The following is a 12,720-nucleotide window of genomic DNA, read 5'->3' as shown; positions in this document are numbered from 1 at the left end:
AAAGGTCCCTTGCTCACACTCCGCGTCGCGGACGGTAAGTGGCGCTTACAGTGGACCGGTGACTGTGCGCGAGCCGTTTCGCACCCGGATCAAGGTGCGTCATTACGAGCTGGACACCCTCGGCCATCTCAACCACGCCGTCTACCACTCATACGGCGAGGTCTCCAGGCTCGAGTTGATGGAGCTCGCAGGTGGCCTCAACTCGGGTATGCGCGATGCGAATCTTGCCTTCGTGCTGCTCGAATCCCACATCGTGTTCCGACGCGAGCTTCGGGCCGGTGATGTCGTCGACGTGACCTGCGACGCCAAGTTCGGCACCGGCAAGACCTTCCACATGGACTCGAACATCTACAAGGTCGACGGCACCCTCTCCGCTGAGATCACGTGCACGCTGGGGTTGATGGATCTCGAGCGACGCAAACTGGTGGACGATCCACGTGGCCGTATCGAGCGAGCGGGCGTCGATCTGAAGGTCCTTTCCACTTCGGAGTAGCCGCACTACCCGGCCCAATAAGAAACGCCGGTGGTGAGGGCGCTTCCGCACCTCACCACCGGCGTGCTCTTGGTGTTTCTTACCGCACGATCACACGTCGTAGTACAGCGAGAACTCGTACGGGTGCGGACGCAGCCGCAGCGGGTCGATCTCGTTCTCACGCTTGTAGGAGATCCACGTTTCGATCACGTCGGGAGTGAACACGCCACCCTCGAGCAGGTAGTCGTGGTCGGCTTCCAGCGTGTCGAGAACCGCGCCGAGGTCGCCCGGGACGAGCTTGACGTTCTGAGCCTCCTCCGGCGGAAGCTCGTAGAGGTCCTTGTCGATGGGCTCCGGCGGCTCGATCTTGTTCTTGATGCCGTCGAGACCGGCCATCATCATCGCCGAGAACGCGAGGTACGGGTTGCCGGACGAGTCCGGGCACCGGAACTCGGCGCGCTTGGCCTTCGGGTTGTTGCCCGTGATGGGGATACGGACACAGGCCGACCGGTTCCGTTGCGAGTACACCAGGCTGACCGGGGCCTCGAAGCCCGGCACGAGCCGGTGGTACGAGTTGACGGTCGGGTTGGTGAAGGCCAGCAGGCTCGGGGCGTGCTTGAGCAGACCGCCGATGTAGTGGCGGGCGGTATCGGACAGACCCGCGTACCCCGACTCGTCGTGGAACAGCGGCGTGCCGTCCTTCCACAGCGACTGGTGGCAGTGCATGCCCGAGCCGTTGTCGCCGGCGAGCGGCTTCGGCATGAAGGTCGCGGTCTTGCCGGCGGCGAACACGGTGTTCTTCACGATGTACTTGAACAGCTGCAGGTCGTCCGCAGCGTGCAGCAGCGTGTTGAACTTGTAGTTGATCTCGGTCTGGCCAGCGGTGCCCACCTCGTGGTGCGCGCGCTCGATCTCGAAACCGGAGCCCTGCAGGTTACGGACGATCTCGTCGCGCAGGTCGGCGAAGTGGTCGACCGGCGGGACGGGGAAGTAGCCGCCCTTGAACTTCGTCTTGTAACCCTGGTTGCCGCCCGGCACGTCGGCACCGGTGTTCCACCAGCCCTCGACGGAGTCGATCTCGTGGAACGAAGCGTGCTCGGCCGAGTCGAACCGGATCGAGTCGAAGATGTAGAACTCGGCCTCGGGGCCGAAGAACACGTTATCCGCGACGCCGTACTCGGAGATGTACTGCTCGGCCTTGCGCGCGATGTTGCGCGGGTCGCGGCTGTACGCCTCGCGGGTGAACGGGTCGTGCACGAAGAAGTTCAGCGAGAGCGTCTTCGCCTTGCGGAACGGGTCGATACGAGCCGTTTCGGGGTCCGGGAGGAGCAGCATGTCGGATTCGTGGATCGACTGGAACCCGCGCACCGAGGAGCCGTCGAAGGCGAGGCCTTCTTCGTAGGCTTCCTCGTTGAACGCCTTCGCCGGAACGGTGAAGTGCTGCATAACGCCGGGCAGGTCGCAGAACCTGACGTCGACGACCTCTACGTTCTCGTCGGCGATAAGGCGCTGAATGTCGTCTGGAGTAGTGGGCACCCTCGGTGACTCCTTCTCGTTCGTTGCCGGCGGCAGTACTCTCTTCGGCTCACGCTAAGAGCGCGGTGTTGCCCGACCGTCACCCGTATGTTTCGCCGGTGTTAACGGGGCGGCGATATCGGGTAGTCGACCAGGGCGAATGTGGCCAGCGCCACCGGCATACCCTGGATGGGTGGCGAGATGGACCGGAGAATGGCTGCCCGGGGCTGGCGATGAGACGACGGCCGGTGGCGAGGGTACGCAGCGGTGGCGTGGTGAGCGACTCGGCTTGCCCCAATCGGGTGTCGGCTCGGTAGCGGGCGGCGGCGCTCGCCTTCTCGGCCTGCTCATCGACCTGGTTCTCGCCTCGTTGGTCACCACCCTCTTTGTGACTCCCAGCCTTCAGGATCCGGCGGTCATGCAGACCTTCAATCTCTGGTCGGTCGGGGTCTGGGCGGCGATCACGGTCATTCCCGCCGCCTTCTTCGGGTTCACTCCTGGCATGGCAGTGGTCGGAATTCGCGTCGCCAGGCTCGACGGCGCGCAAATGGTCGGGATATGGCGTGCCGTCGTGCGGGGTGCGCTGACCTTCGTGATCATTCCGGCCGCGATCCGTAACATCGACGGGCGAAGCTGGCTCGACCGGCTGACCGGAACCGTGGTGATCCGCATGCGATGACCTCAGGGGGAGCAGGGGACCTTTGCTCTCGCCGGAGGATCGGCTGCCGGACCGGCGGTCGTCAGGCAGCCGGCGCCGCAGGCACGCTCCCGAGATCTGGAGGGGGTCGTTGTCGGGCGCGGCGATGAGCTGCTCGCAGGTCTTGGATGACCACCAGTGGCTCGTCACGTAGCTGTGCCGGACTCACCTGGACGACGATGAGGCCTGGAGCGGACAGGGCTGGGATCTCGGACACCTTGTCCGGTTCGAGAGCGACCTCGTCGTAGCGGACCTGCAGCGCGACGCCGACCTGCGGCCACCACGCATCGGCGCTCCCGATAACCACTCCGTCCGGAGTTCTTAGCTCTGCTTTCCACACGGGTTTTGGCAAACCGCTGCGCTCGACTGCAGCCTCCAGCCACTGCTCGACGGCGGAGTCGACGCCGTCCTGGAGAGCGTTGACGACTATTCGAGGGAGCGCCGAGCCGATCGTGCTGGCCTGGGCCAGCTCGTTTCGAAGTTCCTCCGGGGTGCAGAGCCCGCGATGGACGGCGTCGTGGATCATCGCCCGCACCGCCTTCAGTTCGTCCATGCGTCGAGCCGCGTCGATCAGGGCTCGGGCTAGAGGAGCGACAGGCAGCCCGGCGATCTCCACTGGTTCCGGGAGGTGGATCGTTCGTTCTACGACGGCGAATCCCCACGTGGCGACCTTGCTCCGGTGAGGGATCAGAGTGTGCGCCCGTCTTTCTGGCGGAAGTCTTCGGACGCCGTACAACCTGGCGGCTTGTACTCCGGTGAGCATCGCATCCGGACCCGCATGAGTCAGTGCGACTTTCAAGAGCTGGTGCTTGGTCGGCGGGGCACTGGTCAGGAGGATGACACCGGGTATCGGACGGCGCCACGGGCCGCCTTCGCGGCAACGGCGCGAGATCGAGGAATGGGAGTGCCCGAGGGCGACAAGTTTCGCCCGGGCGGCCACGCCGTCCGGGAACATCGCTGCCAGCGCCTTCTGCCGGGCGCTCGAGGTTCGGTCCACTCAGTGATCATGCGACCACCCACCGACAGTTTTTGTCCAGAGACGCATCAGGGGTCCTTTGCTACCGCACGCGGCGGTAGCAAAGGACCCCTGATCCTCGTTTGTCAGCGGCGACGGATGGTGCGCTGGACGTTGCGCATCTTCGCGCCGGCGGGCATCGGGCCCTTGGGCATGGCGGCACCGCGGCTGCCGAGTGCGGCGAGCTTCGCTTCCAACGCGTCGACCTGAGCGGGCTTCAGGTTGCGCGGCAGCTTCATCAGGTGGCTCTGCAGCTTCTTCAGCGGTACCTGCTGGTCTTCGTTGCCGATGATCACGTTGTAGATCGGAGTCTCACCGATCAGACGGGACACACGCTTCTTCTCCTGCGCGAGCAGGGACTTCACGCGGTGCGGCGCACCCTCGGCGACGAGCACGACACCGGGACCACCGAGCACTCGGTGCACGGCGTCGAGCTGAGTGGTGGCCGCCACGGTCGGCGTCACCTTCCAGCGGCCCCGCATGTTCTCGAGCGCCCAGGCCGCGGCACCCGGCTGGCCGTCGGCCTTCGAGTACACGGTCTTCTGGACCCGCCTGCCGAAGATGATCACAGCGGCGAGCGCGCCGAGCAGGATGCCCAGCGGCAGCACTACCCAGTGGACGTCGAAGATGAACCCGATGCCGAACACGACACCGGTGATGACCAGGAGCGATCCGACCATCCAGGGGATGAGCGCCTTGTCTTCCTTGCGCTGCATCTTGAAGGCCTCGAAGATCTGCCCGCGGCGAGCCTTGCTCGCGGCACGCTTCTCCTCCTTGGCCAGCTTCGCTGCTTCCTTGTCCTGCTTTCCCGCCATGTGACCAGGATACGGCCGCGTGCCCTGCGCCGATCCCGTCGGGCCCTCTGCGAGGATCGGGACGTGGTTAGCGCAGCGTCCCCGAAGAGTCGTCCAGGCCTGCTCGATGGGCTCGATCCCGAGCAACGTGCCGCCGCCTGCGCGCCGAGGGGGCCTGTCTGCGTCCTCGCGGGAGCGGGGACAGGCAAGACCCGGACGATCACACACCGCATCGCCCACCTGGTCCGTTCCGGCCACGTCGCCGCTGGTCAGGTCCTCGCCGTCACTTTCACGACCCGCGCCGCGGGCGAGATGCGCACGCGTCTCCGAGGGCTGGGTGTGGACGCCGCCCAGGCGCTCACGTTCCACGCCGCCGCCCGTCGTCAGCTGCGGTATTTCTGGCCTCAGGTCGTCGGGGACCGGCCTTGGGAGCTGCTTGAGAACAAGTTTCGCTACATCAGCCAAGCCGCCACGAGGGCCGGTCTCGGCACCGAGACGGAACTGCTGCGTGACCTCGCCAGTGAGATCGAGTGGAGCAAGGCCTCTTTGGTATCGCCGGACGACTATCCGGCGGTAGCCGCACGGACACAGCGGGACACGCCGGCGCCCGCCTCGCAGGTCGCGGAGGTCTACCGCAACTACGAGAAGGTCAAGAACGCCGCGCAGGTCCTCGACTTCGACGACCTGCTCCTGCACACCACGGCCGTCCTCGAGGAACACACGGTGGTGGCCCAGGAGTTCCGCGAGCGCTATCGCTGCTTCGTCGTCGACGAGTATCAGGACGTCACCCCGCTGCAGCAGCGGCTGCTCGACGCCTGGCTCGGCGGCCGTGACGACTTGACCGTCGTCGGCGACGCCAACCAGACCATCTATTCGTTCGGTGGTGCTTCTCCCCGGCCGCTCCTGGAGTTCACTCGGCGGTTCCCCGAGGCGACGGTCGTGAGGCTCGAGCGGGACTACCGGTCGACTCCGGAGGTCGTGGCTCTCGCCAATCAAGTGATCGGCGCCGCGCGCGGTCGTCCCGCGGGGTCGAGGTTGAAGCTGATCGGCCAGCGTCCCTCCGGGCCACCACCGCGGTTCGCCGAGTATGACGACGAGACCGCCGAGGCCGCGGCTGTCGCGCGCAGAATCCGCGATCTGCTCGACAGCGGAGTGGCGGCCAGCGAGATCGCGGTGCTCTACCGCGTCAACGCCCAGTCCGAAGCCTACGAGCAGGCTCTGGCGGAGATGGGCATCCCTTACCTGGTCCGCGGCGGCGAGCGGTTCTTCGCCAGGGCCGAGGTCCGGCAGGCCATGTCGGCGCTGCGGATGGCGTCGACCGACGCCTACACCGGAGAGCTGGTGACCCGCGTTCGCTCCGTCCTCGCGAAGGTGGGGCTCACCGACCAGCCTCCCGCCGGAGGCGCGGCGAAAGAGCGGTGGGACGCGCTTCTTTCGATCGTCGAGCTGGCCGAGGAACTGGCTTCCACTGTGGAAGATGCGGATCTCCCTCGATTCGTGGCGGAGCTCGAACAGCGGGCGACAGCGCAGCATCCGCCGACGGTGGAGGGCATCACCCTGGCCTCGCTTCACGCGGCGAAAGGTCTCGAATGGGACGCCGTGTTCCTCGTGGGGCTCGCCGAGGGGACCATGCCGATCCTCCATGCCGACGGCGACGACGCGGCCATCGAGGAAGAGCGCCGCCTCTTCTATGTCGGCGTCACGCGTGCACGAGTGCATCTCTCGCTGTCGTGGGCCTTGGCCAGGACGTCGGGAAACCGCCGTAACCGGCGACGTAGCAGGTTCCTCTACGGCCTCATCCCTGAAGATCACCCGGCGGCGAGGGTCGCCCGGTCGCAGCAGCCGAAGCAGACCGGTAGCAAGGCCCGGTGCCGGGTATGCGGCGGGCCGCTGCTGGAGACGCTGGACATCAAGCTCGGCCGATGCTCCCGGTGCCCGTCCAACGTGGATGAGCAACTGCTCGAGAAGCTGAAGTCCTGGCGAGGTGAGCGTTCGCGGGAGCTCAAGGTGCCGGCCTTCGTCGTTTTCACGGACGCGACGCTCGTGGCCATCGCCGAGCAGCGACCGACCGATGACACGGCCTTGTGCGCCATCTCCGGGATCGGCGCGACGAAGCTCGAGCGCTTCGGAGCGGAGGTTCTCGACGTCGTGCGGGCCTCGGTGGAGACTTGACCGCGTCCCGGGCTTGATCCACGCGGCGAACCTGCTGCTCAGAGCCGATCTTCGCAACTTCGACGGATTTTCTGGAAAATAAGTTGCCCCGGTGCGGCCGGTGGCAATAACCTGCAGGTACCGGGCGGGAAGCGCCTGGTCTGGGGAAGAACTTCTACAACACAGCGTAGACCGCAGGGCGGCTCGCGCGCGACAGAGAAAGGTGGTGTCAGTGAAATGAGGATCAACATGAAGCTCACGAACCCTGGCACCCGTCTGTCTTGCGTCGCGGAAGTCCCGCAGGCACAGCGCCAGGGCACCTTCATGCCCGTGAGCATCCTTGCCGCCCGCGGCACTCAGCGTCTCAACCGGCGCTGGGTTACCGCCGACGAGACCTTCACGCACGCTGCCGCCTTCGGTGGGGCGTACGTGAACGGTGGCGTCGATCTGCCGGTCATCAAGCAGTTCCGTGTTCCGTTGTCCCAACGGGAGCGAAGTTCCTGACCTAGTCAGGATCAGAGGCTCACGAAGGCCGCGGAACCGGTTACCGGATCCGCGGCCTTCGTGTTTTTTGCTGCACAAACAAGTTGGCTGCACAACCTAATTGGGGTTCAGCGTTGTCCAGTTCCACCGTGAGTACGAAATCCGTTACGGCACAGAGGAGTGCACTTATGTCATCGGCCATAGCTTTCGCGCCGGGGGAGGCCCTGCCCTTCGCCGACGCAGGCGTCGTCGACCTGCTCGACGCCATCGACTCGCCCGAGTCGATGCTTCCCTGCCGTTCGGGCGACGCGGACCTGTGGTTCGCCGAGTCGCCGGCAGAGCTCGAGCGGGCGAAGGCGTTCTGCGCCGACTGCCCGGTCCGTTCCGCCTGCCTCGCGGGCGCTCTTTCGCGGCGTGAGCCGTGGGGCGTCTGGGGTGGCGAAATCTTCGAGCGTGGCGTTGTCGTCGCGCGGAAGCGGCCCCGTGGCCGCCCCCGGAAGAACCCGGTCGTCGAGCCCGCCGCCGAGGCTCGCCCCGTCGCGCGCAAGGTCGAGCGGAGCGCCGCGGCATGACCGTCGAACTCATCACCACCAGGGATTACGAGGCGCTGACGGGAACTCACGCGCCGGCCGAATTGAACGAGATCAAGGTCGAGGAGACCAGCGAAATGTTGCTTTATGAAGAACTGTCCAGGGCCCGAATACGAGACCTCGAGGAGGGAGTCCGCGCGCAGCGGGCTCGGAGCGGTCCACGCGCCGCGCGCAGGTGGACCAAGGTCGCCCGCTGGGCGACCCGGCGAGCCGAGCGCTTTCAGGCCTGACCACTCGGGGGGAGCGGGGGACCTTTGCTATCGCGCCGCGACAGCAAAGGTCCCCCGCTCCCTTTTGGGACGTGATGCGGCTCGGCGTGGTGTTCACTGGGGGAATGGCCGTACACACGCATGACGACATCGACTGGTCTGATCGGCTTCGCTCGCTTCGCATGGCCGAGGCGCTCGATGCCGAGCCGATGCGGGCAGCGGCCCGGCGGCTGCTCGAGGGCATGCCGGAGGGTCCGACTGTCCTCGACGTCGGCTGCGGCGCGGGCGGGATGAGTGTGCTCTTCGCCGAGGAGCTCGCTTCCATCGGCGCCAAGATCGTGCTGGTCGACGCGACCGAACAACTGCTCGCCGAAGCGCACCGAGCCGTCAGCGCGGCCGCAGGGGAGAGGGCCGTCGTCGAGACGGTCCATGCCGACGTGGCTGACGACGGATTGCCGGCCAAGCTCCCTGCCGCCGACCTGGTCTGGGCTTCCCGAGTGGTCCACCACCTGCCCGACCAGCAGTCGGCCATCGATACCCTCGCCCGGCTCGCCCGCCCCGGCGGACTGGTCGCCATCTCCGAGGGCGGCCTGGACTTCAACTGTCTCCCCTGGGAGCTCGGCATCGGCCGCCCCGGGCTCGAGGAAAGGCTCCTCGCCGCTCGCGGCGAGTGGTTCGCCGAGATGCGGGCAGGAATCCCCGGCTCCGCTTCCATGCCCTACGGCTGGAACATCGCGCTGCAGCGAGCCGGCCTCGCCGACGTCGACTCTTTCGGAGTGCTCATCCATCACCCGGCACCGGGCCCGGAGCTGCTTCGCGAGTTCGTCATCGAGCGGGTGACCTGGCTGACCGAGGTCGCGGGTGATCGCCTGGGCGATGACGACCACAAGACCGCGGCCGCACTCGTGGATCCGGCGCACCCCAGCTACCTGGGCGCTCGCGGGGACCTGTTCCTGCAAGGGGCAAAGACCGTCCATTGTGGACGTCGATCGTGAGTGACCAGGCCACTTGCTCGTTGTGCGGCCGGATCCGCGGTGGCGACGAGGAGCCCGCGCAGACACTCGCCTGGGTTTCCACTCGCGAGAAGAACGTCGTGCGCTGGATGTGCCCCGCCTGCGCTCGCCGCCACACCCGCGACATCGAAGGAAAGCTGCCGGACGAGTACTGGTGAGTTTCAGGCGGCGTCGATCCGGCCGATCGTACGGACTTTCGGCCTCGGCGTCCGAGTCGCTTCGCCGAACGCCCTGACGAGTTCTGCCGCGACTTCCAGCGGAACCTTCTTCAGCTGGTCGATGGTGCAGCGCACCAGAACGGTCCCGGTCGCGGTCAGTGCCAGCGGGTGGAAATTCGCGGCGCCCTCCTTCAGTGCCCGGAATTGCCACGCCATGCCGATGTCGTCCCACCAGGCGTCGGCGGTGCCGATGGGGCGCCCTCGCCTGTCGCAGAGTGTCGTGTTCCACGACGGCGCGGGCAGCGGGCAGCCGCTGAGGACCTTCTTCGCCAGCCCATGCGCGTACGTCTCTTCGGGGTCGACCCGCCGCAGAGCCGCGCGCACCGCGGCCGAACCTCGCCGGTTACCGGAATCGAGCTCCTCGTTGAGTTCATCGAGCGTGCACAGGCCCCAATACAGCGGCAGCGAGATCAGCTCGTCGATGCGCGCGGGGTCGAGCTCCAGCCGGGCGAGATCGAGCGCTGCCCGGGCCGGTGGGGCGAACGGAACACCGTCGATCGTGGTCGGCGGCGGCATCCGGGTGGTTCTTCGTGGCAGCATGCCGGGTTCCGCCGGCACGCGCCGATAGTCGGGGACCAGGAGATGGACCTCTCGTGTCAACGGGCAGCCGACACCTCGTGCGCGTAGCGCGTCGGCACCTGTCACCACGACCTCCGGCCCGAACCGTGCGACAGCGGCTTGTAGCAGCTGAAGCCGGGTGGGGGCGACGTCGCGCAACAGGATGACGCCCGGCATCAGCCTTCGCCAAGGTCCGCCAGGACCGCAGAGCTTCGCGGCGTAGCGCGCGGTGATACCCGCCTGCCGCAGCTCGCGGCTGGTGACGATCCCGGATTCGCTGGTGTTACTGAGCGCTATGAGTCGGGCGCTTCGTGTAGTGGTCATGAATCGAGGATGACCGCTGGGCCGACCGGGTGGAACCACTTCCGCGAACTTGTGGACAACTCGCCGGAGCAGCCCCGTTTTCGGCTCTGTCGCCCCGTTCCCTGTGGATAACTTCTCAGGCCGCGAAGCCCGGCTGCCACCGTTCGACGATCGCGCGGGCGGGGATCTCGGCGTCGAGCTGACAGAGAATGCCGGTCGATCCGGCGGTCACCCGGTGGATCATCAGGTACTCGGGCGGCAGGTTGAGGGAGCGGCCGATCCGGAAATCCCGGCCGCGCGTGTCGCCGACCCGGCCCGCCTGTCGCTGCATCCAGCGACGGGTGAAGTGGAACGTGTCGCCCGCCAGCGGTTCGGTGAACGGCGCCAGGTAGGCGAGCACGTCATCGGCCCGCAAGTCCGCGTCGCCTCGGATGAAGCCGGATTCCCTGAGCAGTTTCATCAGTTTCGCGGACTCGCCGTCGAGCGCCAGCCTGGTCATCTCGCCGAGGTGCTGAGGGATCCCCTCGGGCAGCCGGGACACCCCGCCGAAGTCGATGACGCACAGCCTGCCGTCGGCGGTCAGCATGAAGTTGCCGGGATGGGGGTCCGAATGCAGGAGCCGGGCTCGTTCCGGCGACGAGTAGTGGAACTCGGTGAGCAGGCGGCCGGCGCGGTCTCGTGTCTCCTTGTCGCCACTGGCGATGATCTTCGACAGCGGGGTTCCGGTGGCCCACTCGGTGACGACGACCTTCGGCGCGCTGGCGACCACGCGGGGGATCAGGAAGCCGGAGACACCTTCGAACGCCTTGACGAAGGCACGCTGATTCTGCGCTTCGGCCTGGTAATCGAGTTCTTCGTTCATCCGCTCGGCGAGTTCCGCCAGAAGCGGCTTCACTTCGGTCCCCGGCACGAACGCCTGGAACAACCTGCTGAAACGCTGGAGCTGCCGGAGGTCGCTCCGCAAGGCGTCGTCGGCTCCGGGATATTGCACCTTGACGGCGACTTCGCGGCCGTCGTGCCAGGTCGCGCGGTGGACCTGGCCGATGCTCGCGGAAGCGGCGGGCTCGTCGTCGAAGGCCGCGAACCGCTGCTTCCAGGTGCGCCCCAACTGCTCGGCGAGGACCCGGTGGGTCTGCCGGGCGGGCATGGGCGGCGCGGCGGCCTGAAGCTTCGTCAGGGCCTCGCGATAGGGCTTCGCCATCTCGTCCGGCACCGCGGCCTCGAAGACGCTCAGCGCCTGGCCGAACTTCATCGCACCGCCCTTGAGCGTGCCGAGGACCTCGAAGAGCTGCTCCGCCGCCTTGGCGGACAGCGTCGCGTTGACTTCTTCGGCGCTCTGCCCGGTCAGCCGCCTGCCCCAGCCGCCGACCGCCCGCCCCGCTATGCCGAGCGGGATACTGGCCAGCTTCGCCGTTCGCGCGGCCCCGTTACGGGGGATGGCGGCTTCACGGTCCTCGGCGTTGCGGGAGTCGGTCACCTTCGCGATTCTGCCTTGATTCACTGCGCCCGCGCAGCCTGTTGCGGGAGTGTATGTGGGCTACGTCGCTTGCCGTATCACCGAGCACCGCATCCGCACGCGCTGTGGGGCGGCCAGTCGCGATGCCGGATCTTGCCGTCGAAGAAGTCGATCTCCAGCGTGGCGTTCCAAGCGGGCGGCGCATGATCGCTCGGGGACAGAAGCCTGAGCGCCTGCGCTGCGGCGAGCGCGGCGCAGGCCTGAACGGAGCCGAGATCGGCTCGCTGCACGCGGCCGACGAGCTGGCTCGCCACCCGCGGCCAGGAGTCGTCGCGACCGGCCCGGTGCAGGTCGGCGCAGCGCAGGCAGCTGCTGCGGCCGGGCACCACCAAAGGTCCCACGATGCCGACCCCGTCCCGGACGCGCACCGGGAGGTGGTTGACGCCGTCGCGGACGAGTTCGTCGACCACCTCGGGAGCAGGTACCACGGCGTCGGTGAGCAGGGCGAGTTCCGGCCGCCGGTCCGAGTAGAGCCGCGTTGTCACGGTGCTCGCCCTGGTGCGGTGCACGACCTGAGCCATCGCGTCCCGGCGGGGCATGCCGATTTCGGCTTCGGTGTAGCCCGAGCCCAGGTCGCCTTCGAGAACCGTGCCCGAAGCCCGGACGTCGATGTGCCCGATTCCGCCGTTGGCGAGCAGGACCGCGATGGCCACCGCCAGCCTGCCGTCACCGTGGATCGCCACCGCGGTGCGCCCGCGACGGGCCGTCATGGCCGTCTGATGGTGGCGGGCGCGTAGCGACCAGAGCCCTGTCTCCGGTCTCGGTCTCGGATGTCGTTCGGACTGGCCCGCATCGGTCACGAGACCTCGGGCCGTCAGATCCGTCATCAGGTCCCGCAGCTGTTCGTCGTGTTCGCTCTGCGCGAGCACGATGTCGTCCGCGGCCTGTTTCCCGTCCAACCCGCGGAGGGCTTCGGCCACCTCGGTGGCGACGCCGGCGATCACCACGGCGTGTGCGGGGTCGAGGCCGATCTGGATCTCGCCGTTTCCCCGTTCCAGCACATCCAGCCCCGGAAGCAGGGTGGGGAAGGCGGGCAGGATGATCGATCGTAAGTCCGGTTCGCGCAGGTTCATGATCGCAGGATCGCACCCACTCACTGTCCGTCAGCCCGAAAGAACGCGAGTTATCCACAGGTTGGCCCCGTTGTGGACAACTGGAGGCTGTGACCTTTCGGCTCTCGGAGTTG

14 protein-coding genes are annotated in these 12,720 nt (G+C 67.2%); 8 read left to right on the top strand and 6 right to left on the bottom strand.

All coding sequences use genetic code 11. The features are described 5' to 3' along the window. The first annotated feature begins 58 nt into the window (after positions 1-58). Positions 59-493 carry a thioesterase family protein gene (locus CVV72_RS22915; RefSeq protein WP_020633826.1) on the top strand — a complete coding sequence of 145 codons (435 nt, stop codon included), beginning with the start codon at positions 59-61 and terminating at the stop codon, positions 491-493. Between the two features lie 90 nt (positions 494-583). On the opposite strand, the gene glnA is transcribed toward CVV72_RS22915, so the two are convergent. Beyond that, the gene (gene glnA, locus CVV72_RS22910) at positions 584-2,008 is read right to left on the bottom strand and encodes a type I glutamate--ammonia ligase (protein WP_007033879.1); all 1,425 of its coding nucleotides are present in this window, start codon (positions 2,006-2,008) and stop codon (positions 584-586) included. Between the two features lie 172 nt (positions 2,009-2,180). Between glnA and CVV72_RS22905 the strand changes: the two genes are divergently transcribed. Next, positions 2,181-2,666 (top strand): RDD family protein, encoded by a 486-nt coding sequence (locus tag CVV72_RS22905; RefSeq protein ID WP_198935837.1) that lies wholly within the window; start codon positions 2,181-2,183, stop codon positions 2,664-2,666. Between the two features lie 61 nt (positions 2,667-2,727). On the opposite strand, the gene CVV72_RS41770 is transcribed toward CVV72_RS22905, so the two are convergent. After that, the gene (locus CVV72_RS41770) at positions 2,728-3,237 is read right to left on the bottom strand and encodes a hypothetical protein (protein ID WP_255632226.1); all 510 of its coding nucleotides are present in this window, start codon (positions 3,235-3,237) and stop codon (positions 2,728-2,730) included. A 548-nt stretch (positions 3,238-3,785) separates the two neighbouring features. Then, positions 3,786-4,514 (bottom strand): DUF4191 domain-containing protein, encoded by a 729-nt coding sequence (locus tag CVV72_RS22895; RefSeq protein ID WP_219145747.1) that lies wholly within the window; start codon positions 4,512-4,514, stop codon positions 3,786-3,788. A 63-nt stretch (positions 4,515-4,577) separates the two neighbouring features. On the opposite strand from CVV72_RS22895, the gene CVV72_RS22890 reads away from it, so the two are divergent. The 6 genes from CVV72_RS22890 (at position 4,578) to CVV72_RS22865 (ending at position 9,097) form a co-directional block, all read left to right on the top strand. Further along, positions 4,578-6,665, top strand: coding sequence for an ATP-dependent DNA helicase UvrD2 (locus CVV72_RS22890; protein WP_219145746.1), 2,088 nt, complete (start codon positions 4,578-4,580; stop codon positions 6,663-6,665). Between the two features lie 216 nt (positions 6,666-6,881). Next, positions 6,882-7,148, top strand: a complete 267-nt coding sequence (locus CVV72_RS22885) for a hypothetical protein (RefSeq protein WP_219145745.1) — start codon at positions 6,882-6,884, stop codon at positions 7,146-7,148. Positions 7,149-7,315: 167 nt separating this feature from the next. Beyond that, entirely contained in the window at positions 7,316-7,699 is a 384-nt protein-coding gene (locus CVV72_RS22880) for a WhiB family transcriptional regulator (protein WP_007033873.1), read from the top strand. Then, positions 7,696-7,947 carry a hypothetical protein gene (locus tag CVV72_RS22875; RefSeq protein WP_219145744.1) on the top strand — a complete coding sequence of 84 codons (252 nt, stop codon included), beginning with the start codon at positions 7,696-7,698 and terminating at the stop codon, positions 7,945-7,947. The genes CVV72_RS22880 and CVV72_RS22875 overlap by 4 nt, the downstream gene beginning before the upstream one ends. Positions 7,948-8,051: 104 nt before the next feature. Next, the gene (locus CVV72_RS22870; RefSeq protein ID WP_219145743.1) at positions 8,052-8,921 is read left to right on the top strand and encodes a bifunctional 2-polyprenyl-6-hydroxyphenol methylase/3-demethylubiquinol 3-O-methyltransferase UbiG; all 870 of its coding nucleotides are present in this window, start codon (positions 8,052-8,054) and stop codon (positions 8,919-8,921) included. After that, on the top strand, positions 8,918-9,097 hold the full coding sequence (locus tag CVV72_RS22865; protein ID WP_219145742.1) for a hypothetical protein: 180 nt from the start codon (positions 8,918-8,920) through the stop codon (positions 9,095-9,097). Before CVV72_RS22870 ends, CVV72_RS22865 begins: the two co-directional genes overlap by 4 nt. Before the next feature lie 3 nt (positions 9,098-9,100). Here CVV72_RS22865 and CVV72_RS22860 read toward each other — a convergent pair whose 3' ends face one another. The 3 genes from CVV72_RS22860 to CVV72_RS22850 all read right to left on the bottom strand — a co-directional run bounded on the left by CVV72_RS22860 (position 9,101) and on the right by CVV72_RS22850 (position 12,607). Next, entirely contained in the window at positions 9,101-10,012 is a 912-nt protein-coding gene (locus CVV72_RS22860; RefSeq protein ID WP_219154066.1) for a hypothetical protein, read from the bottom strand. Positions 10,013-10,154: 142 nt separating this feature from the next. Then, entirely contained in the window at positions 10,155-11,495 is a 1,341-nt protein-coding gene (locus CVV72_RS22855; RefSeq protein WP_219145741.1) for an AarF/ABC1/UbiB kinase family protein, read from the bottom strand. Between the two features lie 77 nt (positions 11,496-11,572). Then, complete coding sequence (locus CVV72_RS22850; RefSeq protein ID WP_219145740.1) at positions 11,573-12,607, bottom strand: hypothetical protein; 1,035 nt, start codon at positions 12,605-12,607, stop codon at positions 11,573-11,575. Between the last annotated feature and the right edge of the window lie 113 nt (positions 12,608-12,720).

This window comes from Amycolatopsis sp. TNS106, assembly GCF_019330265.1.
Lineage (GTDB): Bacteria > Actinomycetota > Actinomycetes > Mycobacteriales > Pseudonocardiaceae > Amycolatopsis > Amycolatopsis lurida.
The sequence above is the reverse complement of the archived record's forward strand: the minus strand, read 5'-3'. Positions and strand labels throughout refer to the sequence as shown.

Excerpts from the sequence above, each read along its gene's own strand:
- CVV72_RS41770 (WP_255632226.1), bottom strand. The coding sequence starts at position 3,237 with ATGGACGAACTGAAGGCGGTGCGGGCGATGATCCACGACGCCGTCCAT.
- CVV72_RS22895 (WP_219145747.1), bottom strand. The coding sequence starts at position 4,514 with ATGGCGGGAAAGCAGGACAAGGAAGCAGCGAAGCTGGCCAAGGAGGAG.
- CVV72_RS22885 (WP_219145745.1), top strand. The coding sequence starts at position 6,882 with ATGAGGATCAACATGAAGCTCACGAACCCTGGCACCCGTCTGTCTTGC.
- CVV72_RS22880 (WP_007033873.1), top strand. The coding sequence starts at position 7,316 with ATGTCATCGGCCATAGCTTTCGCGCCGGGGGAGGCCCTGCCCTTCGCC.
- CVV72_RS22875 (WP_219145744.1), top strand. The coding sequence starts at position 7,696 with ATGACCGTCGAACTCATCACCACCAGGGATTACGAGGCGCTGACGGGA.
- CVV72_RS22870 (WP_219145743.1), top strand. The coding sequence starts at position 8,052 with ATGGCCGTACACACGCATGACGACATCGACTGGTCTGATCGGCTTCGC.
- CVV72_RS22850 (WP_219145740.1), bottom strand. The coding sequence starts at position 12,607 with ATGAACCTGCGCGAACCGGACTTACGATCGATCATCCTGCCCGCCTTC.